The organism is Agromyces sp. Y575 (assembly GCF_059445445.1).
Map to the genome: position 1 here is coordinate 244721 of NZ_JCAIUI010000001.1, position 19646 is coordinate 264366.

Here is a 19646-nt window from a genome sequence, read left to right on the forward strand (position 1 = left end):
ATGGACCCCGGCGTCCGAAGCGTGCACAGCCGACCCCGACCCGGCTGCGTTGGGCGGCCCGGCACCGTACCTCGCGTCTTATTCGTACGACACGGCGACCGGGAACCGACTCTCCGCTGAAATCGTCACGGCGGGATGGCGACGTCGGACACGCACGAGTACCCGGCGCCGGGAACGGCTCGCCCACACGCGGTCACGTCGGTAAACCACGACGGCGGAACGACCGCCGGATACGGGTATGACGAATCGGGCAACACCACGACCCGGCCCGGAGCAGGTGCTGACGTACACGCCGACGGGGAGGCTCGAAACCGTCACCGCGGGCGATTCGTCCCGCTCGAACGTGTACGACCATGACGGCAATCTTCTATTGCGGGTTGATGATGACGGGGTCACCCTCTTTCTCGGGGAGACGGAGCTGCGTGAGACATCCGGGTCCGTGACCGCGACTCGCACTTACACCGCCGCGGGCCGTCCGATCGCGGAGCGCGTCACATCGGCCGGCGGGCCGACGAACGGGACGCCGACCTGGCTGGCCGCGGATATCGTGCAGACTGCCGATGTCCGCGTCGACCCGGTCACGGGTGCCGCCGTCCGGGTGTTCATCGGCTCGTTCGGGGATGTCCGTGACGGGTCGGGCTGGCAGGTGCGCACGGGTACCTGAATGCCCCGGTCGACGCCGGGACTGGGCTGACGCATCTCGGGGCCAGGGAGTACGACCCGGCGTTGGGTCGGTTCTGAGCGTGGACCCAGTCCTTGCTCCGGGCAACCCGATCCAGAACAACGGGTATGCGTACTCGGTGAACAACCCCGTCACCTTCGCCGATCCAACTGGGCTCTGCGCGATCGGCGCTGACGATCACACTGATGTCTGCGGGAACCGGAAGACCACGAAACCATCCGGCACCGCCACCACTGCCGCACCACCAGCCGCAGGCACGGACACCAGCACTGGGGGTGAGTGGTGGGAACCGTGGAAATGGTCAGGGAGCCAATGGCAAGATGCCGGCGCGATCGCCGGGGCGTCGTGGTAGGTGTCGCGATCGGTGCGGCCGTGGTCGCATGTGTCGCGGCGACCGCCGGGATCTGCGCCGTGGCCGGGGCAGGTGTCCTGGTCGGAGGCCTGATAGTCGCCGGTGCTGCCGCGACAGTGTCGACATACCACTGGTCCTCCGGGCCGAAGACCGCGGACGGGTACGCCCAAGCCATGCTCGGCGGTGCGATCGCCGGCGCTATCGCGCCAGGCGTAAGCAACGCCATCACAGCTGCCGTATCGAAAGCCGCCGCGGCCACCCTCCCCAAATCGGCGGCGAGTTCTGCGGCCACGTCAGCATCTGGCACCGCTGCCGCTAGGCCCTTCGCGATGGGTATTGATGATCACCTCGACGACTTCGCGAGTACACTCGGTGCGAGCACGTGGAAACAATTCGATGATCCGGTGAACTGGCAGTCCGGGGTGCTGAAAAACCTTGAGGACCCGAACCAGCGAGTGCTGTTCAACCTCGACGGCGTTGACGTCTGGCCGGGTGTCACGAGAGCTGCGTCAGGCCGGGGTGGCGCTACCGACTGGGAGTTGCTGCAGATCCGAACTGGCAACTTCCCCAATGTGGAATTTTGGCAGACCGGCATGCGAGTTGGGAGCCCGTTCGAATGATTGCCGACTACTCCGACCGTAGGTTCCAGCTCTGGGAGTACAGGGTTAGCCACGGCTCGCTACTTGTCCGCAGCCCGAAGAGCTCTAAGGCCGTTCGCAACGTCGACGTGGTCTTCGTAGGCGTTGAGTACCTCGCTGCGCCGCGCGTGCTCAATGGCTTGGCCGTGGACATGGGCGCGGAGGAGGATCGCGCGGCGGTGAACGCTGCGTTCGGCGAGGTTGCCCCTCAGCGACTCTTCGTCCTGCTTTCTGCAGGCCGTCGATATCCGGTTGTCGCCGTCACTTGCCGCGTCGCCGAAAACGACGGCGACATCTTCGACAGCCCGTTCTGAACGGAATCACCAAGGATTCCGCTACTCGGTACACCTCGAAGGAACTCAACGGCGGCAGCCTCAACATCATTGCCCGAGGTCCGAAACAGGACATGCTTGCGCTCGAGCGCTCACTCACGAGACGCTGCCTATCGGGCCCGAAGAGGGGCAGCTGTTCTACATCCAGAAGCAGATAGCCAATTGTCTCTGTCCACCCCCGTACCCCTGGTAGGCAGATATGCCGTTCGTCCTCGTTCTGCAATGGCCGGCCGCTTCCGAGGCCCCCTACGACGCCCTCATCGCCATGGAAGACACCCTGGAGTCCGATCTCGACGATGCCCATGGCTATGTCGATGGGCACGACTTTGGCTCTGGAGAGATGAACCTCTTCGTCCACACAGACCGACCACTCGACGCTTTCGGGACGCGCAGGCGTCCCTCAGCGCCGATCCACGGTGGGCCGATGTGCGAGCCGCGTACAGGTCGGCCGACGGCGATCGGTACACCGTCGTCTGGCCCGAAACGCTTCAGGAGTTCTCGGTGTCGTGACGTCTGCTCGTTGCCCTCGTAAGCCTCATCCTGGGTTGGATCGGTCTCGTCCACGCGGCTGACGCATCAGCGGCCGCTCCTAGCTCACCTGCCTGGCTCTACGACTTTCGCCGGCCAATTTCGCGCGTCGCTCGAGGTGCACACCGGGACCGAACCGGGCCCGCCAATGAAACCTCTACGAGTGCGCCGCATCGCCTCAAACCGTCGACAGCATTTCGCGCGGCCATTCGATGCGCCCACGCGTCGTCGGATCCGGAACCGTGACCACCTATGCCCCGCACGTGCAACCCGTGCAGGCCGACAACGATCCGGATGTGGTCCCTCACAGGGCACCTCGATCAGTGGTCATTGGATCCCCGATTCGCCGCGGACTGGATGGGTGGTTCCCGCAGGACCTGCCCGTCTCGGCGCGGTGATCTACCCGTTTTTACAGCAGAACGTCCTGAACTATCGAGACTTCATGGTCGCGAGATTCAAGAAGGACCTTGCTGACTCGATGACGTGGCAACTCCTGCCGATTGGGGCAACAGCGCCGGCCGACGCCGTCCAATTCATGAAAGTTGACAAGAACTCGACCATGATCGCGGAGGTTGAAGACTTCATCAACGAGCTGCGGGGGCTGATGGACATCGCACAGGCCGCCAGTGCGGATATGGGGCGTGTCGCGACCGTGTACGACATCCACATGCAGTCCGTGAAGAATATGACGAGCGCTGATCTCGTCGTGGCCGTAGCTCCAACGGCTGACGGGCAGGTCGCCGTCCGCAAGACGGATCCCAACCAGACCCATCCTTACAACGCGTCCGAGCTGATAGAGCGCGTGAACTCGAAGAGGTCTGGGCGGAAGCTCAACAGCTACGACCACCAGGCGGTCTGCTGGAAGGAGTCCCTTCGCGAGAATCCGAAGTTCGCCTGGAAGCACAGCCACGGGGCCGCTCATGTTTGGTCTGGAGACGCCGTCGCGCATCTCGCGAAGCTGACGGACGAGCAACTCGACACTATCCGAGCGGAGTATGGCGCACATCTCAAGGCCCGAGCCAAGAAGGCCAAGTAGATCGCCTCACGTACCGCCAAGCTTCCGGCAGATCGAGGTTGGGCACCCGGCCCGTTTTCCGAACGTAACGGTAGATGAAGGAAGAGTACGAAGATTACCGCCTCACCACCGTGCGCCGGCGCGAAGGGGTCTGCGGTCGGAAGTGCGAGCGGCACCAAGATCAGAACAGCTCGCGCCTGGTCGTCACTGTGTCCCTTTTGGGTCCCTTTTCAACCACAAGTACCGGCAAATGACCACAACAACCGGCATCTCCACGTCGCCCGCACGGCCGCCCGACCTTATGATTACTGGCATCCACAACCAAACACGTGCGCTCAAGCGAAATGCAGCACTGTCAGGGGGTTAGGGGTTCGAGTCCCCTCAGATCTAGCAAAAACCCCTGATGAATCGGAAGAATCACAGGGGTTTTTCGCATTGAAGAAGGCCGAAATAGGCCGTTGGTGCTTTTTCAAATCGATGAGGGGCTTCCACAGCCGGGTACGACGCGGGATACCGGCCGACAGGGCCGCAAATCTCGTTGGGAGTTGATCCGTGACGCTTGGACCGAACTTGAGCAAGCTGTTGTCATTGAGTGCGGGACCAGGAGCCAATGGGCCAGTCGCGGGAATGCCCAATGGCAGGCTCGGCGATGAGTTGGAGGAGCTGCTCCGTCGTGAAAACGGATTCTCGGCCTATGAATCCGCGTTAGTGGTTCGCGGTGCAGGCAAGGCATCCGGCGACCTCGCTGCTTGGAATTCCTCCACCTCGTGGCGAGAGTGCTACGCCGGAATGGCGGATGGCCCCTGGTTCTTTGCGGAGGACATCTTCGGGGGTCAGTTCGGGCTCCTGAATGACGTTGTTGTGACTTTCGACCCCGAGACTGGGCATCATGCCCCCATGGCGTCCAGCCTCGAGCACTGGGCAGAAAAGATCCTGGCCGAATTTGAGATGTTGACGGGATACCCGTTGGCCCTCGAATGGCAGAGGCGCTCCGGCTCATTGCCCATGGGACGAAGGTTGGTGCCGAAGGTGCCATTCGTGCTCGGCGGCGAGTTCGTCGCCGAGAACCTCGTCGCGATGGACGACGTTGGGGCAATGTGCCTGCGGGGTGAGTTAGCCGTACAGCTGCGCGACCTGCCAGACGGAACGCAAATCGAGTATCGAATCGAAGACTGAACGTTCGGCCTTGGAAAGCTGATTCGTGCCCTGATGCCGCCGAGAGCGGCGGCCGCCGTTCTCATTGCGGATCCGTGGCCGGGACATTCGCATTGACGCTGCATCTGGTTCGGGCGGTTCAAGTCCAGAGAAGGCGGCGACAGCCACTCAGCGACTTCGGAGGCGTTCTCAAAATCGCCCGTGAACGAGCGCCCGAAGCGGGGCAGCTGTTCTACATCCAGAAGCAGATAGCCAATTCTCTCCGTCCCCCCCGGTACCCTGGTAGGCAGATATGCATTTCGTCCTCGTCCTGCAATGGCCGGCCGCTTCCGAGGCCGACTACGACGCCCTCATCGCCGTGCGCAGGCGTCCCTCAGCGCCGATCCACGGTAGGCCGATGGGGACTGCTGAGGATTGAGTTGACTCGTGCCAGATCGCCATCGGGTCCGGCCGAGATCAGGCCGCGTTCTTCGAGCTCGGCCTTGTGCAGCCAGGCCGAGAGTGCCGTCTTCGAGATCCCGAAGTCCTTCGCGATCTGCCGCTGCGCGCCGTCGCCGCGACGAACTACCGCGAACTCATCCGTGTACTTCTTGGGGCATGACGCTCCATCCTCCCGCACCACCAAACGATGGGGGGCAGGAGTCAACCAAACCTTCAGCAGTCCCTATCGGCAGATCATGAAGGACGCGGAAATCGTTGCAAATCCGTCTTCCGGTGTTCGATCTGCCGAATGGGTGCTCCTGATCAGTCCGTCGACTGGCAAGGTTGGGCCATCCGATAGCGTCGCTCTGCTACTGCAAGCAAAAGAATCAACTGCGGGTCGATGAAATGAACGATGTTGAGCTCGGCTCGTATGACGTGTTCGACTATTGGCCTCACCAATGGGTGGGTTTGTCTGGTCGCGACGCTCGAGCGGAGTACCAGCGCTTTCTTGCAGCCGTTCCGGTCCGCGTGGCAGCGTTTGAGCGACTGCTCCTGCGTCTCGGCCTAGTTTCGGGAACCAGCGAGGCAGAGTTGCAGCTCATCAATGAGTGGTTCCTCGCGCACGTTGGCCCGGACGGATCGGGTGCGTGGCCGGCGGTAGAGTGGCGTTCGATTGCGATGGATGTGGGGCTGTTCCTAGGTCAGGCCGCAATCGTGGAGCATCCAAATCTGCGATGGGAACTCGTGGCGACCGGGCCGACGTACGGCGATTATCGCCATCACGTGATCAAGGGGTTCACCCGAGTGCAGTACGCCGGTTACCGCGTGAGCCCGTCCGAGGTGATGTTCGTCTATGCGACGGACGCGATCCGTGAGGATCGAACGGAGGCCGCCATCATCGAGGGCGTCCCGATGGAGTTCACTGTGCCGCCAGTGGATTGGCAGTTCTTCGTACGATTCATCAAGGCGCTTGAGGCACAGGCGTGATGGCGACGCTGCACGGTGTGTGCGGGATGCTTTGGGGAGGGTTCTCTGAGGTTGAGTCGCGGAAAGCGGCGGGTGAAGTGTTGGAGATCCCACTCGCATTCGACGGGTTCCCTGACGAGGAACTCCTGGAGTACGCCGACGCAGCTCTGGTGATCGAGATCTCTGAGGCATGGTCGGCTGAGACGCGGTGACGGTGTCGGTGCGGGTCATGAGTGACGGCGACGGATTCCGGTACCTCCTGCGCACGGTCGTTGCCGGCGACGGGGTGCGGTCGATGGCGACACCCGTTGCACGGCGCGGTCGTGGCTCTGTCGGAGTTGCACGAGGCGCTCTTCATGGATGCGCTCACCCGCGCGCTCGGCGTCGAATGGGAGCTGCGCGAGCGCGACCGCAACCAGGCGTGGGCGATCGCCGCGGTACCCGAGGCGCTGGTCACGGAGTTCTCGACGCGCGCACGCCACATCGACGCCGTGACCCATCGCCTCATCGCCGCGTTCGTGGAGGCGCGCGGCCGCCGCCCGAGTCGGGCGACGATCATGAAGCTCCGTGCACAGGCGACGCTACGACCGCTCCGGCAGTTCGGACACGTAGGAGTACCCGGCGCCGGGAGCGGCTCGCCCACGCGGTCACGTCGGTAACCCACGACGGCGGAACGACCGCCGGATACGGTTATGACGAATCGGGCAACACCACGACCTCGCGGCGGTCTTCGAGCGGGCCTGACCTCTCCATCTCTGGCCCGCCGTCGCCCGAGGTGGTCCATCGAGCGTCTATCGAAGTGTTCTGACGGCACGGCAGGAGGGCGGGGAAGGCGTCTGCCCTCCCCGCCCTTCGCGGCACACGTCCCGCTGCTATCCGCGACCCTGCTTCGCGTACGGGTTGATGATGTAAGCGAGGGTGTCGGGGTGCACGCCCTCTTCGGTCGCGCTGGGGCCATCTGCCGGGGGGAACGATTCCGTCATCGACATCGGCATCGAGCCGTTGCGGTAGAAGTTGTTCGATCCCTGCGATGGCTTCCAGTCGTAGGGTTCCCAGTCGGGCACGTAGTTGCGGTAGCCGCCCGTGTTGACCTCGACGCGCATGCCGCTCGGGTCGCGGAAGTAGAGGAAGCTCTGCTCACCGATGCCGTGGATCGACGGTCCGTACTCAATGTCAGTGCCGTTCTCCATCAGCACGTCGGCGGCCTGCAGGAGTTCCTCGCGGGTGTCGACCCAGTAGGCGTAGTGGTTGACCCGGCCGGCACGGCTGGATCCGTCATAGACGATGCCGAGGTCGTGCGACTTCTCATTGGTCGTGATGACGCCGAAGACGGTCAGCGGTGCCTCGTCGAGTTCGGTGAATGCCATGGCCCGGAAACCGAGCACGTCGCTGTACCACTTCGCGAAGCCTTTGACGTCGCTCGACGCGACGGTGACATGGTCGAGCTGGCGCGGCGCGACCGCGTGGCGACTGCGGCGCTCCGGTCGGTCGGGATACACGGATGCGAACTCGCCCTCACCCTTGTACTTTTCGACGTCCCAGTAGAGCTCCATGGCGTGACCGTACGGACCAGTGAACGTGTAGGAGCGGCCGTGACCGAAGCTCTTCTCGGTCCAGGTCCCACCGTGCCCTGCTGCCTCGATGCGCCGTACCGCCTCATCGAGGGCCTCATCGCTCGAGGTCCGCCACGCCATCACAGCCAGGGTCGTCTCCGGTCCATTCGAGATCACGAGGCTGTGCGTGTAGTAGTCACCCCAGGCGCGGAGGTAGTGCTTTCCACCCTCGGTGTGGATCGTGCGCAGCCCGACCTGCTCTTCGTAGAAGGCAACGGATGCTGCGACGTCGGTCGTCGTGATCTCCACGTGGGAGAGATGGGAGAGGAGTTTGATCATCGTTGATCCTTCGTTTCGGTGAAGTCGCCAGACGGTCGACTGTCTGCCCTCCCACTGTCGCGAAGCACGGTCCATCAGGGAAGCTGAATCTCATGATGAGGAGCATCAGGCTCGGTGATGGGCATGCTCACTAGTAGTCCCGCGAGGACATCAGGAAGACTGATGCGCTCCATAAGTCATATGCGCTTCACTGATGTACCCAGGATCGATTGGATGGTATTACGGTCGCAACGCTGCGCCGCCGTGATCGGAGATCCACGTGACATCGTCGTCGACAGGCCTGACAGGCTCATTCGCCCTCGCCCGCTACCGAGCCAATGAGGCGAGTGGCGCTACAGCTGAATCCGGCGGCCGACCCAAGCTCGGGCTCGTTGTCGGTTCCCGCATCCGCTCCCTGTCCGAGACCGACCTCGGTGCTCCCGATCTCAACTCCTTCTTGGCTCAAGGGACTGATGGCTGGAGCCGGCTCGCCTCGCTCGCGCAAGGCGGCCAGGCTGAAGAGTCAACCTGGCTCGACCTCGCCGATGTCACCCTGACGGCACCGGTGGAACCACGGCAGGTGTTGCAGACCGGCGCGAACTACCGCACCCACGTCATAGACCTCGTCGTGGCCGGGCGCCAGAAGACCGACCCGCGCCCGGTGGAGGAGCTGCGAGAGTGGGCGGCGGACATGATGGACACCCGGGCTCGCGAGGGCATCCCGTACTTCTTCATCGGCCTCCCGGCGTGCGTCGTCGGCGACGACGTCGATCTCGTGCTCCCCGGCTACAGCGACCAACACGACTGGGAGCTGGAACTCACCGTCGTCATCGGCAAGCCCGCATACCGGATCGACCGGGAGGACGCGATGGACCATGTGGCCGGATTCACCATCGCGAACGACATCACGACACGTGACCTGGTCTTCCGCCAGGACATGAAAGAGATCGGCACCGACTGGTACCGCGCCAAGAATGCCCCCGGCTTCCTCCCCGTCGGACCTTTCCTGGTGCCCGCCACGGCCGTCGCCGATCCCGGCGCGCTGCAGCTCCGCCTCGAGCTGAACGGGGACACGATGCAGGATGCGACGACGAGCGACCTCCTCTTCGACATCCCCGCATTGATCGCCGGCGCCTCCCAGAACATGCCGCTTCTGCCGGGAGACCTCCTGCTGACGGGCAGCCCCGCGGGAAACGGAGCGAAATGGGGCAGGCTCCTCCGCGACGGCGACGTGATGGTCGCCACGATCGAGGGCCTCGGCACCCAGACTGTGCGCTGCGTGGCGGAGCAGACCCGATGAACGTACCGACGGAAGACCCGACGCAACTGGACCGCGGCGACGCGACGTCCGCCGTCATCGCTTCGGCGGAAGCGTTCCGCAACTGGGGTCGCTGGGGCGATGACGACGTGCTCGGAACAGTCAACTTCATCGACGACGCCAAGCGGGCCGAGGCGGCCGCCCTGGTGAGACGCGGCGTGAGTTTCTCGCTGTCCCAGCCGTTCGACATGAACGGTCCCCAACTCGGCTGGCGCCGGCGCACAAACCCGGTGCACACGATGCTCGACACGGGAACGGATGCCGAAGCAGGCAAGCAAGGCTTCCCCCACGGCCTCGGCGGTGCGGACGACGTCGTCGCGATGCCGCTCCAGTGCTCGACCCAGTGGGACGGGCTCGGCCACATCTTCGACCGGGGCTTCGCCTGGAATGGCCGTCGCGCGGGAGACGTCGTCACGAGCGATGGCGATCTCGTCACCGGAATCGAGCACATGGCCGCCGCTCTCGTGGGGCGTGGAGTGCTTCTCGACCTCGGGCGGTTCCTCCGCCCGGGCACCGCCGTCGGCGAAGGCGAAGTCCCTGACGCCTACGCGATCACCACGGAGGAGATCGAGGCGTGCATCGCAGCGCAGGGTGCGACCAGCCGGGTTGGCCGCGGCGACATCGTGCTCGTGCGCACCGGCCGCTACACGCGGGCCCGCCGCGAGGGATGGAACGGCTACGCCGGTGGCCCATCGGCCGGGCTCTCCTTCACGACCGCCGGCTGGCTGCACCGCACCGAGATCGCCGCCATCGCCACGGACACGTGGGGATTCGAGGTACGACCCAACGAGTTCGACGACGCATTCCAACCACTGCACCAGGTCGTCATCCCGAACCTGGGCCTCACCATCGGCGAGATGTGGGACCTCGACGAGCTTGCGAGCGACTGCGCGGCAACGGGGAACTACGAGTTCCTCCTCGCCGCACCACCTCTCCCCATCACGGGCGCGGTCGGTTCCCCCGTGAACCCGATCGCCCTCCGTTAAGCCCAGACCAGAAAGCACAGACCAACATGAGCGCAGTTTCACGCGTAGCCATCGTCGGAGGCGGCGCGGCCGGGACAGCGGCCGCGATCCTCCTCGCAGAAGGAGGCGTCACCGTCGACGTCTTCGAAGCGAAGCCCGACGTCTCCGCCCTCGGCTCAGGTATCACTCTGCAAGGGAACGCCCTGCGAGTCTTCGACCAGCTCGGCATCTGGGAGCAGGTGAAAGAGGCCGGCTACGGCTTCGATGTCCTCGGCCTCCGCACCCCCGGCCCAGAGGCTCGAATTCTGGCCGAGATCCCCGATCAGCGCACCGGAGGCCCGGCGTTCCCGGCGACAGTCGGAATGTATCGACCTGACCTGGCGCGCATCCTCGTCGACCGGGCGACGGCCGTCGGGGCGTTGGTGCACTTCGGACAGACCGTCACCGACCTGGTGGGCGACGCCGACGGAGTCGACGTGACTCTCTCGGACGGCTCCAGTCGCCGCTACGACCTCGTGATCGGCGCGGACGGCCTCCACTCCCACGTGCGGGAGCTGATCGGAATCGACGTCGGCCCGCAGCGCACCGGTATGGGTATCTGGCGGGCCTTCGTGACGCGGCCGGCATCCGTCACCCACACCGAGTTGTACTACGGCGGTCCCTGCTACATCGCAGGGTACTGCCCGACAGGCGAGGACAGCATGTACGCCTATCTTGTCGAGAAGGCCGAGGACCGCTCGGGCGTCACCGACGAGCAGGCCGTCGAGATCATGCGGGACCTGTCGCTGGGCTACCACGGCCCGTGGGATGACTTCCGAGCCGGCCTCTCCACCGCCTCCCGGGTCAACTACACCTGGTTCACTCAGCATGTCGTGCCCGACGCATGGAACCGCGGCCGCGTCGTGATCATCGGCGAGGCCGCCCACAGCGGGCCACCGACCCTCGCGCAGGGTGCGGCACAGGCCGTCGAGGATGCAGCCGTCCTCGCCGAACTACTGCTCGCGGCGGATGCCGTCGACCAGGACCTCTGGGACGCCTTCCACGCTCGACGACTGTCGCGAGCCCGCGAGGTGGTCGAGGCGTCCGTCCAACTCGGCACCTGGCTGATCGAGGAGCGACGCGATGCCGACATCCCGGGCCTGATGGGTCGCATCGGCGCACTCGTGAGCGAGCCGGCATGAGCGCGACAATATCCGAGGACGCTCCCGCCGCGCCGATCGTCGACGCGCACGCCCATGTGCTCCTTCCCCAGCTGCAGGGTGCGATGCAGGAACGCGATCCGGCTGGATTCGCGGCCGCCGGCGAACTCGAGGCGCGACGGAACGGCGCCGCGAGCCTGGCGGCGTCGGGCGCGATGATCCGCGACCGGTTCGCGCGCCTCACCCAGCTGCCGCTGCGCCTGGCGGACATGGACGCCCAGGGCGTCGACGTGCAGCTCATCTCGCCGTCGCCTTCCCACTACTATCCCTGGGCCTCGGAGACGGATGCGTCCTGGGTCGCACGCGAGGCGAACAGGCTCACCGCCGAACTGGTCGCGAGCGCCCCGGACCGCCTCGTCGGACTCGGCCTCGTTCCGCTGCAGCATCCGGCCCTCGTCGTCGCCGCCCTCGAGGACGCGAGGATCGAGCACGGCCTCGCGGGCGTCGAGATCTCGTCGACCGCTGGCGACGTCGAGCTCTCGGATCCGCGGCTCGAGCCCTTCTGGGCACGCGCCGCAGAACTGGAGGCGGTGATCTTCCTGCATCCGTTCGGCTGCACCCTCGACGAACGACTGGACCGGTTCTACCTGTCGAACACCGTCGGCCAGCCGGCGGAGAACGCCGCCGCTCTTTCGCACCTGATCTTCTCGGGTGTGCTCGACCGGCATCCGGGGCTGCGCATCATCGCTGCCCACGGCGGCGGCTACCTTCCCGGCTACATCGGTCGCTCCGATCACGCCTGGGCGGTCCGTCCCGAAGCGCATGGCTGCCTGGAGACGCCATCCAGCTACCTGCGCCGGCTCTGGTTCGACTCGCTCGTCCACGACCCGGCCGTTCTCCGCGCGCTCGTCGATGTCGTCGGCGCCGACCGCGTGGTCCTCGGTAGCGACTACCCGTTCGACATGGGGGTCGACGACCCCGTGCAGCGCGTCGATGCGGCGGGGTTGGGCCATGAGGCCGAGCAGATGATCCTGTCTACCAACGCGGTCAAGCTCATACCCGTGCTCGGTGCCAGAACCGCCGGAGTGGCCCGATGAAGCTCGCACGATGGGAGCAGCATGGTGTTGCCGCTGAGGGCTTCGTGGTCGACGACCGCGTAGTGGCGTTTCCCGACGGCGTGAATATGGCCGACGTTCTCGAGGAGGGGCTGGCTGCCGCACTCGAGCTCGGCGCGTCCGTTCATCCCGGCGACGGAATCCCGCTCGCGGATGTCACACTCTTGGCGCCACTGCGGCCAGCGAGCATCCGTGACTTCGTTGCCTTCGAGGAGCACGTCGAGGGCGTCACTGCCTCGATCGACGGCGCCAGCGAGGTCGTGCCTGAGTGGTACGAGTTGCCCACGTTCTACTTCACGAACCCGCACACAGTCCTCGCGACCGGTCAGGCAGTGGTGCCGCCTGCAAGTGAGCGGCTGGACTTCGAGCTCGAGGTCGGTGCGGTTATCGGCGGTGTGCCCGGCAGCGACGGCGTCAACCTCACACCCGCCGATGCCGCCGAGCGCATCTTCGGGTATGTCATCTTCAACGACTGGTCTGCGCGAGACATCCAAGCGCGCGAGATGAAAGTGCGTCTCGGTCCCTGCAAAGGTAAGGACTTCGGCATCACGCTCGGTCCTTGGATCGTGACGGCTGACGAGTTCGCGTCCCTGCACGACGACGAAGGCTTCCTCCCCGTCGCAATGGAAGTGACCGTGAACGGTGAGCTGATCGGATCCGATCTCCTCTCGAACATGGGCTGGCCTTTCGCCGAGCTCGTTGCTTACGCGTCACGCAACAGCCGCGTTGTACCAGGGGACGTGCTCGGGTCCGGGACTGCTGGCAACGGGGGCTGCCTCGCCGAGCTGTGGGGGAGGCGCGGAGTACTCTCGCCGCCTCCGTTGGTCGCGGGCGACGAGGTCGTCATGCGCATCGAAGGCATCGGCGAGATCCGCAACACGGTGGGTTCGGCGATCGACGTACCACCCATTCGGCCAGCTCGTTCCAGACCTCGGTTGCGCCAACGTGCGTAATTCAAACTCCGACCGACGCCTCTCGCCGGTCGGCGCCCCAACACCCACCACTACCCAGGAGATTCAATGACGAACTCAACCATCGGGCGTTCCGCCGCTGTCAGGCGTGCGGGCGTCTGGCAGGCGGTGCTTCTGCTCGCAGGCAGTTGCATGCCGGTCCTCGGCGCGGTCCTGATCACACCGATCCTTCCGCAGCTCTCCGAAGTGTTCGGCGCAGAACCCGGAGCTGCGATCCTCGTTCCGATGATCGTCGCGATACCGGCCCTCATGATCGCCATCTTCGCGCCGTTCGCGGGCCAGATCGTTGATCGCCTCGGGCGGAAGAAGCTGCTCATCATCGCGATGATCGCGTACGCCTTCGTCGGTACGGCCCCCGCCTACCTCGAGTCCCTCTCTCTCATCCTCGCCACGCGAGTAGGAGTCGGCATCACCGAGGCGGCAATCATGACCGTCTGCACCACCCTCATCGTCGACTACTTCCACGAGGAGAAGCGGCGCAACAAGTACCTCGGCTTGCAGACCGTCGTCACGACCCTCGCAGCGACCGTCTTCATCATCCTCGGTGGTGCACTCGGCGTCGGCGGATGGCACACGCCGTTCTGGATTTACGCCCTGAGTCTCGTCATCGCGATTCCGATGATCTTCGGCCTCTGGGAGCCGAGCCGTGCCGACGCGACCGACACGCACACCGCCGCTGCCAAGGTTCCTGTCCCGTGGCGACGGCTGCGGCTTCCCTTGGTCGTCGCGCTATTCGGCGGGTTCACGTTCTACGTGATGCTCATCGAGACCAGCTACCTCCTCGTAGCGAACGGCGTCGATCCTGCGAACACCGCGATCATCGGTGCAGTTGCCGCCGGGGCGTCCCTAGTAACCGCAGCTGGTGCCCTGACCTTCCCGAAGCTCGCCAGGCGTGGGCCGAGATTCCTGCTCCCACTCGCGTTCGGTCTCCAGGCGCTGGGCATGCTCATCATCTGGATCATCGGCGGCGTACCCGGCGTCGTCATCGGCGCGGTCGTTGCCGGGTTCGGTTCGGGCCTCCTCCTGCCCTCCATGCTGACCTGGGCGCTGTCCACCATTCGCTTCGAGGAACGCGGTCGCTCGACGGGGTGGTGGCAGTCCGCGTTCTTCCTCGGCCAGTTCCTCACCCCGATCCTGATCGGAGCCATTGTGGCCGCGGTTGGAGGATTGCCGATCGCCGTCGGCATCGTCGGCATCGCCTGCGCCGTCGCTGCTGTAGCCCTGGGGCTCGGACTACGCCACAGTGCGGATGCGCCGCCTGTCGAAGCCCAACAGCTGGCCTCGCACTGACGGACTGAAGTCGGGACCCAGGGCGACGACCGGGTCCCGATCAGCTGGGCGTAGCTTCGAGAACGAGGCCCGCCTCAGCGAAAAGCTCGCGCATCCATATGTGTTCGGGGTCACGGCGGTGGATCGGATGCCACCACAAGGCATTCGTGATTCGCGTGGCCTCGAACGGAGGCGTCAGAACGCGGATGCTCGGATTCTGCAGAGCGAACTCCGTGAGATGCGCCTGGATGAGCCCAAGGCGTCGCGTACCAGCGATGAAAGAGGGAAGTGTCATGAAGCCCTCGACGACGCATTCGACATTCGGTTCGATACCCAATTGTTGGAGCTGGCGGCTCGCCGAGGTGAAGGCGGACCGGGACTGATACGTGAAGACCCAGGGAGACGTCGCCACATCCGACATCGTGAGCTGGTCTCCGATGTGATCGTTGTCAACGGATGCGAGTATCACCCATCCGTCGGAGGACACATCGACGTACGGTATATCCGTCAAGAACCCGTGAGGGATGAGCAGGGCGTCCGCCGACCGGAGCGCTGTCAGAGCATCCTCGACGATTTTCGGGTTGTGCAGCATGAAGCGGAATCGAACACGGGGGGCACGCTCGCTGGCCAGGTCGGCAACAGTGCGACCGACGGTGGCGAAGCCGTAATCGGAGCCATACACGGTGAACTCGCGCGTCGACTCGCTCGGATTCCACGCGGCCTGGCTGGCGAACACTCGCTGCGCCGCGTCCAGAGCAATACCTGTCTGTTCCGCCAGTCGCGACGCCAACGGGGTGAGCCGGTAGGCGTTGCCCTGCCGGGAGAGGATCTGGTCGTTGAAATGGACGCGCAGCCTCGCCAGTGATGCGCTGAGAGCGGGCTGGCTCAGACTGAGCCGCTCGGCCGCGCGCGTCACGCTCCGCTCCGTCAGGAGGGCGTCCAGTGATACCAGGAGGTTCAGGTCGAGTCGAGAAAGGCTATGAGGGGTCGGCACGTCGTCGTGTCCTTCGCGAGTTCGAGGCGACGCATCAGCGACACCTATGTTCACGCGACACTCTATTCCTCAGACGAATCTCGAGACGACGTGACTGGAGTGCGAGCGCTCACGACTGACGCTGCGGTTCAGGAGGCCGCGCGCTTCAGGCGCCAGTTGTCGCCTTCAGTGCCCTTGGGAGTCGCTCGGAAATATCCCGCGCCAGGAACCCGATCGAACCCACATCGGCAGCGAGGTCATTTCCCGCCGCTATGTGCAGGAAGGTAGCCCAGACAGTCGCCTGAGCGATGTCGTCAGTGCGTCCCGCCAAGCCGAGCACGGCGCCAGCCAGGACGTCCCCGCTGCCCGAGGTCGCCAGCCCAGGGTTGTCTGAGGGGATGTGCCAGGATCGAGCACCCGGTTGGCTGATCACCCCATAACAACTGACCGCCGCTCCGTAGCGTTCGGCGATCCGATCGAGATCCTCGTCGTCTCCCTCGTGGTCGTTGCCGAGTAGAATCGCCGCCTCACCGCGGTTGGGAGTGAGGATGAGCGGGTTCGGCCAGGCCGCCGCCTCGCCATCGAGATCTGGAAGGACCCCGAGCGCGAAGGCGTCGAGGACAAGTGGCGCGTCCGGCGGCATCGCCTCCCGAACCTGGTTGAGCGCCAGCCGAGTGACATCGGGGTCGGCGAGCCCGGGGCCGACCAGCACCGCATCCGCATCCTCCAGTTCACCGCGTGCGTCGCCAGAAAGTGTTCCGTCGTCACCGAGTTCGAACACGCCCGCCTCCGGCACGGCCAGAGCCAGCGGCACGGCGACTGCTCGGGGCACGATCAGGGTTAGCCGACCCGCACCCACGCGGAGCGCTGAGATCCCGGCCAGCGCAACGGCGCCCGGAGCGGTCAGCGACCCACCGACCACGACGACCCGGCCTCGGCTGTACTTGGAGTCGCCGGGTTCGGGGAGCGGCCAGGCGCGCAGGCGGGCCGGCGTGATCTCCACATTCCCTGCGTCGTCAGCTCGGCTTGACATCGCGGTCTCCTGAGTGAACGGTGACGGGTGCTCCGTGGTGGGCGAGGTGGGCGACGTCGGAGAAGCCCGCCACCTCCCACGGCTGCTCTGAAGAGGTCCGCACGAGGTGCGTGATCGACGCGTTCGCTACGGTGTGGGTCTGCGCGAAGTCCAGCAGGTCCGCTTCCGAGAGCTCGAGGAGGACGTAGAGGATCAGCACGACGATCGCGTCGTGAGCAACGATGAGCCCGCTGTGAGCCTGCTCTCCCCGTTCCGACGTGTCCGAGAGGAACGAGCGGAGACGGAGGACGACGTCGGCCCAGGACTCGCCGCCGGGTGGCCGATAGTACAACTTTCCGAGGTGGCGCCGTCGGGCGACCTCCTCGGGATGTCGGTGCAGTGCACCGACTGAGGTGAGTAGGTCGAGGACGCCGAGCTCACGGTCGCGCAGTCGTTCGTCCACCATGATCCGCGCCTCGGGAGCGTCGTCGCCGAGAGCCAGGTTCAGTGTCTCGCGGGCACGTGCGTACGGCGAGCACCAGACGGCTGCGAGCGACGGCAGCGTTTGGGCAAGCCACGGCCGTAGCGCGATCGCCTGTTCCAACCCTGACGCTGAGAGGCCAACGTCCGCATCGCGGATGTCGAGCGGGATGACCTCGGCACCGGCGGCCTCAGCCGCCGAGGCGGCGACGTTGCCCAAGCTCTCCCCGTGCCGGATGAGCCACAGCTCCGTCCACGGAAAGTCCTCCATTGCACCGCCCCTTTTCGATCGCTCGATCGGCACCGCCGCACCGGCGAAAGCTCCCTACTCCGATCGACTCTGCTTCGTTCGACTCGTCCCGCGTGGCGGGTACATCAGCCTGACGGGTTCTCCGGCTCCCCGTGCACGTCACGTTCGATCGCTGCGGGGGAGCCCTCGTCTCCGCTGGTGTCGAGTGCGGGGTCGTCAGCTTGGTCGGGATCGCGTGAATCCTTGTGCTGGTCTGAGGCGCCCGTAGTCATGTTCTGCTCCTTCTTGTTGATGCTCGAGGGTCGCTGACCTTCATGAGGTGCATGGGCAAACGTACGTCTGTCGCTCGCTACTCGTCTCTGGGTTGACATATCGTCTCGCACGGTGCAAAGGCCCCAGGGGCAGAGGCCCCAGGAGCCGAATACCACTGGAAGTGCGCAGCACCCTCTGAGAGGATGTTCTTGAGCGGGAGGGGAGAAGTTCCCCGGCATCAAGTTCGGCTCCGCATTCTTCGGGTGGCTCACGGCCGACGGAACCGCGGTCTAGGAGGAACTGAAGATGCAGACCACCCCGAACCGTCGCGCAGCCCTCATCTACAACCCGGTAAAACTCGACGCCGACTCGATGCGGCCGGTGCTGGAAGCGCTCGAAGCGGACGGCGACTGGGAGCCGAGCCTGTGGCTCGAGACATCCGTGGAAGATCCCGGAACTGGTCAGACGGCCAGAGCACTGGAGTGTGGTGTCGACGTCGTCATCGCAGCCGGAGGCGACGGCACCGTACGCGTCGTGGCGGAATCGCTGCGCGGTTCCGGCGTTCCACTCGCCCTGCTCCCGACAGGAACCGGCAACCTCCTCGCCCGAAACCTGGACCTGACTCTCGACGATCCAGAGCATTCGCTGCGAACCGCCCTGACCGGCACCGACCGACCGATCGATATGGCGCTCATTGAGATCCGCGCGGACGACGGGAAGACACGTCGCCACGCCTACCTCGTCATGGCCGGGCTCGGCCTCGACGCGAAGATGCTCGCGAACACGGATGATGATCTGAAAGAGAAGGCAGGGTGGCTGGCCTACGTCAAGGCGATCGGGCTGGCTCTCCAAGACAAGGACCAGCTGCGGCTGCGCTACAAGCTCGACACCGGCGGCATTCACCGTGTTCGTGCCCACACGATCATCATCGGCAATTGCGGTTCACTGCCGGCCAACATCCTGCTGCTTCCCGACGCGGCCCTCGACGACGGTCAACTGGAGATCGTCATGCTGCGCCCGGAGGGGTTCTTCGGCTGGGTGCAGATCATGACCAAGATCTTCTGGGAGAACGGGGTCCTGCGCCGCACATCGGCCGGTCGTCGACTCATGGGTCTCACGAAGGATGTGCGCGCGCTCGACTACCTGAAGGGCAAGGAGCTCGTGGTGTCACTCAGCCGACCGGAACAGATTCAGCTCGATGGCGACTCGTTCGGCGAGGCGCGCTCATTCAAGACCTGGGTCGACCCGTCGAGTCTTGTCGTGCGGATGCCGAGGGACGCCTGATCCTCCCGATCCAGAAATCGAGGAGGCTCCATTCGGCTGCGTCGTGCTTGTCGAGTTCCGCGCTGTCAACCCCGCGAGGCCTCGCGACTTGCCCGTTAGCGTCGAGGTGAGGTCGTCGCGTGTCGGCCGGGAGGGAGCGACATGTCGCGAAACGTCCGATCGATGGGCTGTACGCCGTCGGCGGTCTTCGACGTGTTGGCCGACGGGTGGCTCTACCCCACGTGGGTGGTCGGCGCATCGCGCATGCGCGACGTTGATGCCGCGTGGCCGAACGAGGGCAGCAGCCTCGCCCACTCCGTCGGCGTCTGGCCGATCCTCATCGATGACGAGACGGTGAGCCTCGAATGGAACCCGCCTCACCGGGCGGTCATGCGCGCCAAGGGCTGGCCGATCGGTGAGGCGCGGGTCACGATCGACGTGCGCCGACACGGGAGCGGGTGTCTCGTCCGTATCCAGGAGGAGCCGGTCGAAGGCCCTGGAACCTGGGTGCCGCGAGTGCTCACCGACCCGATGCTCCACGTGCGCAACCGTGAGACGCTCCAGCGCCTCGCCTTCGTGGCCGAGGGCCGGCAGCAGAACGGGGAATCCTGAAGCGGCCGGTCGCTGACGTGCTCGGCAGGTCAGCCGGACTCGGCCGCGCCGTCGTGCGCGAACTG

20 protein-coding genes and 1 pseudogene are annotated in these 19646 nt (G+C 65.2%); 16 read left to right on the plus strand and 5 right to left on the minus strand.

Annotated features, from left to right (window positions below; translation table 11 throughout):
* Positions 1 to 238: 238 nt before the first annotated feature.
* From AC1C2U_RS01215 to AC1C2U_RS01250, 8 genes and pseudogenes are all read left to right on the plus strand, one after another.
* A complete protein-coding gene (locus AC1C2U_RS01215) occupies positions 239 to 664 on the plus strand; it encodes a hypothetical protein (RefSeq protein WP_495359896.1) in 426 nt (141 codons plus the stop codon).
* A gap of 543 nt (positions 665 to 1207) precedes the next feature.
* Entirely contained in the window at positions 1208 to 1654 is a 447-nt protein-coding gene (locus AC1C2U_RS01220; RefSeq protein WP_495359897.1) for a hypothetical protein, read from the plus strand.
* Positions 1651 to 1986: a hypothetical protein gene (locus AC1C2U_RS01225; RefSeq protein WP_495359898.1), complete on the plus strand. Its 336-nt coding sequence runs from the start codon at positions 1651 to 1653 to the stop codon at positions 1984 to 1986. Before AC1C2U_RS01220 ends, AC1C2U_RS01225 begins: the two co-directional genes overlap by 4 nt.
* Before the next feature lie 907 nt (positions 1987 to 2893).
* A complete protein-coding gene (locus AC1C2U_RS01230) occupies positions 2894 to 3568 on the plus strand; it encodes a DUF3644 domain-containing protein (RefSeq protein ID WP_495359899.1) in 675 nt (224 codons plus the stop codon).
* 606 nt (positions 3569 to 4174) lie between these two features.
* Positions 4175 to 4723, plus strand: coding sequence for a hypothetical protein (locus AC1C2U_RS01235; RefSeq protein ID WP_495359900.1), 549 nt, complete (start codon positions 4175 to 4177; stop codon positions 4721 to 4723).
* Between the two features lie 744 nt (positions 4724 to 5467).
* Positions 5468 to 6112 carry a hypothetical protein gene (locus tag AC1C2U_RS01240; protein WP_495359901.1) on the plus strand — a complete coding sequence of 215 codons (645 nt, stop codon included), beginning with the start codon at positions 5468 to 5470 and terminating at the stop codon, positions 6110 to 6112.
* The gene (locus tag AC1C2U_RS01245) at positions 6112 to 6303 is read left to right on the plus strand and encodes a hypothetical protein (protein WP_495359902.1); all 192 of its coding nucleotides are present in this window, start codon (positions 6112 to 6114) and stop codon (positions 6301 to 6303) included. Before AC1C2U_RS01240 ends, AC1C2U_RS01245 begins: the two co-directional genes overlap by 1 nt.
* A 78-nt stretch (positions 6304 to 6381) precedes the next feature.
* A pseudogene (locus tag AC1C2U_RS01250) lies at positions 6382 to 6690 on the plus strand (relaxase domain-containing protein); the annotation flags it as partial.
* 273 nt (positions 6691 to 6963) lie between these two features.
* Here the strand turns inward: AC1C2U_RS01250 and AC1C2U_RS01255 are convergent.
* Positions 6964 to 7983 carry a VOC family protein gene (locus tag AC1C2U_RS01255; RefSeq protein WP_495359903.1) on the minus strand — a complete coding sequence of 340 codons (1020 nt, stop codon included), beginning with the start codon at positions 7981 to 7983 and terminating at the stop codon, positions 6964 to 6966.
* Between the two features lie 259 nt (positions 7984 to 8242).
* Between AC1C2U_RS01255 and AC1C2U_RS01260 the strand changes: the two genes are divergently transcribed.
* From AC1C2U_RS01260 to AC1C2U_RS01285, 6 genes are all read left to right on the plus strand, one after another.
* Entirely contained in the window at positions 8243 to 9262 is a 1020-nt protein-coding gene (locus tag AC1C2U_RS01260; protein WP_495359904.1) for a fumarylacetoacetate hydrolase family protein, read from the plus strand.
* Positions 9259 to 10266 (plus strand): cyclase family protein, encoded by a 1008-nt coding sequence (locus AC1C2U_RS01265; protein WP_495359905.1) that lies wholly within the window; start codon positions 9259 to 9261, stop codon positions 10264 to 10266. The genes AC1C2U_RS01260 and AC1C2U_RS01265 overlap by 4 nt, the downstream gene beginning before the upstream one ends.
* Before the next feature lie 26 nt (positions 10267 to 10292).
* Positions 10293 to 11426 (plus strand): FAD-dependent monooxygenase, encoded by a 1134-nt coding sequence (locus AC1C2U_RS01270; RefSeq protein WP_495359906.1) that lies wholly within the window; start codon positions 10293 to 10295, stop codon positions 11424 to 11426.
* Positions 11423 to 12481: an amidohydrolase family protein gene (locus AC1C2U_RS01275; protein ID WP_495359907.1), complete on the plus strand. Its 1059-nt coding sequence runs from the start codon at positions 11423 to 11425 to the stop codon at positions 12479 to 12481. The genes AC1C2U_RS01270 and AC1C2U_RS01275 overlap by 4 nt, the downstream gene beginning before the upstream one ends.
* Positions 12478 to 13452, plus strand: coding sequence for a fumarylacetoacetate hydrolase family protein (locus AC1C2U_RS01280; RefSeq protein ID WP_495359908.1), 975 nt, complete (start codon positions 12478 to 12480; stop codon positions 13450 to 13452). The genes AC1C2U_RS01275 and AC1C2U_RS01280 overlap by 4 nt, the downstream gene beginning before the upstream one ends.
* A gap of 66 nt (positions 13453 to 13518) precedes the next feature.
* A complete protein-coding gene (locus AC1C2U_RS01285; protein ID WP_495359909.1) occupies positions 13519 to 14760 on the plus strand; it encodes an MFS transporter in 1242 nt (413 codons plus the stop codon).
* Positions 14761 to 14800: 40 nt separating this feature from the next.
* Here the strand turns inward: AC1C2U_RS01285 and AC1C2U_RS01290 are convergent, their stop codons facing one another.
* The 4 genes from AC1C2U_RS01290 to AC1C2U_RS01305 all read right to left on the minus strand — a co-directional run bounded on the left by AC1C2U_RS01290 (position 14801) and on the right by AC1C2U_RS01305 (position 17726).
* Positions 14801 to 15787 carry a LysR family transcriptional regulator gene (locus AC1C2U_RS01290; protein ID WP_495359910.1) on the minus strand — a complete coding sequence of 329 codons (987 nt, stop codon included), beginning with the start codon at positions 15785 to 15787 and terminating at the stop codon, positions 14801 to 14803.
* 91 nt (positions 15788 to 15878) lie between these two features.
* Positions 15879 to 16715, minus strand: coding sequence for an NAD(P)H-hydrate dehydratase (locus tag AC1C2U_RS01295; RefSeq protein WP_495359911.1), 837 nt, complete (start codon positions 16713 to 16715; stop codon positions 15879 to 15881).
* Positions 16716 to 16728: 13 nt separating this feature from the next.
* The gene (locus AC1C2U_RS01300; RefSeq protein WP_495359912.1) at positions 16729 to 17475 is read right to left on the minus strand and encodes a histidine phosphatase family protein; all 747 of its coding nucleotides are present in this window, start codon (positions 17473 to 17475) and stop codon (positions 16729 to 16731) included.
* Positions 17476 to 17579: 104 nt separating this feature from the next.
* On the minus strand, positions 17580 to 17726 hold the full coding sequence (locus AC1C2U_RS01305) for a hypothetical protein (protein WP_495359913.1): 147 nt from the start codon (positions 17724 to 17726) through the stop codon (positions 17580 to 17582).
* Between the two features lie 286 nt (positions 17727 to 18012).
* Here AC1C2U_RS01305 and AC1C2U_RS01310 point away from each other — a divergent pair, with 286 nt between their 5' ends.
* Together AC1C2U_RS01310 and AC1C2U_RS01315 are read left to right on the plus strand one after the other, a co-directional pair.
* Positions 18013 to 18990, plus strand: a complete 978-nt coding sequence (locus tag AC1C2U_RS01310) for a diacylglycerol/lipid kinase family protein (RefSeq protein WP_495359914.1) — start codon at positions 18013 to 18015, stop codon at positions 18988 to 18990.
* A gap of 141 nt (positions 18991 to 19131) precedes the next feature.
* On the plus strand, positions 19132 to 19581 hold the full coding sequence (locus AC1C2U_RS01315; protein WP_495359915.1) for an SRPBCC family protein: 450 nt from the start codon (positions 19132 to 19134) through the stop codon (positions 19579 to 19581).
* The last annotated feature ends 65 nt before the right edge of the window (positions 19582 to 19646 follow it).

Bases quoted from the DNA above. Each gene is read 5' to 3' on its own strand.
- AC1C2U_RS01215 (WP_495359896.1), top strand. From the start codon at position 239: ATGACGAATCGGGCAACACCACGACCCGGCCCGGAGCAGGTGCTGACG.
- AC1C2U_RS01220 (WP_495359897.1), top strand. From the start codon at position 1,208: ATGCTCGGCGGTGCGATCGCCGGCGCTATCGCGCCAGGCGTAAGCAAC.
- AC1C2U_RS01225 (WP_495359898.1), top strand. From the start codon at position 1,651: ATGATTGCCGACTACTCCGACCGTAGGTTCCAGCTCTGGGAGTACAGG.
- AC1C2U_RS01235 (WP_495359900.1), top strand. From the start codon at position 4,175: ATGCCCAATGGCAGGCTCGGCGATGAGTTGGAGGAGCTGCTCCGTCGT.
- AC1C2U_RS01245 (WP_495359902.1), top strand. From the start codon at position 6,112: ATGGCGACGCTGCACGGTGTGTGCGGGATGCTTTGGGGAGGGTTCTCT.
- AC1C2U_RS01255 (WP_495359903.1), bottom strand. From the start codon at position 7,983: ATGATCAAACTCCTCTCCCATCTCTCCCACGTGGAGATCACGACGACC.
- AC1C2U_RS01265 (WP_495359905.1), top strand. From the start codon at position 9,259: ATGAACGTACCGACGGAAGACCCGACGCAACTGGACCGCGGCGACGCG.
- AC1C2U_RS01270 (WP_495359906.1), top strand. From the start codon at position 10,293: ATGAGCGCAGTTTCACGCGTAGCCATCGTCGGAGGCGGCGCGGCCGGG.
- AC1C2U_RS01275 (WP_495359907.1), top strand. From the start codon at position 11,423: ATGAGCGCGACAATATCCGAGGACGCTCCCGCCGCGCCGATCGTCGAC.
- AC1C2U_RS01280 (WP_495359908.1), top strand. From the start codon at position 12,478: ATGAAGCTCGCACGATGGGAGCAGCATGGTGTTGCCGCTGAGGGCTTC.
- AC1C2U_RS01285 (WP_495359909.1), top strand. From the start codon at position 13,519: ATGACGAACTCAACCATCGGGCGTTCCGCCGCTGTCAGGCGTGCGGGC.
- AC1C2U_RS01300 (WP_495359912.1), bottom strand. From the start codon at position 17,475: ATGGAGGACTTTCCGTGGACGGAGCTGTGGCTCATCCGGCACGGGGAG.
- AC1C2U_RS01305 (WP_495359913.1), bottom strand. From the start codon at position 17,726: ATGACTACGGGCGCCTCAGACCAGCACAAGGATTCACGCGATCCCGAC.
- AC1C2U_RS01310 (WP_495359914.1), top strand. From the start codon at position 18,013: ATGCAGACCACCCCGAACCGTCGCGCAGCCCTCATCTACAACCCGGTA.
- AC1C2U_RS01315 (WP_495359915.1), top strand. From the start codon at position 19,132: ATGTCGCGAAACGTCCGATCGATGGGCTGTACGCCGTCGGCGGTCTTC.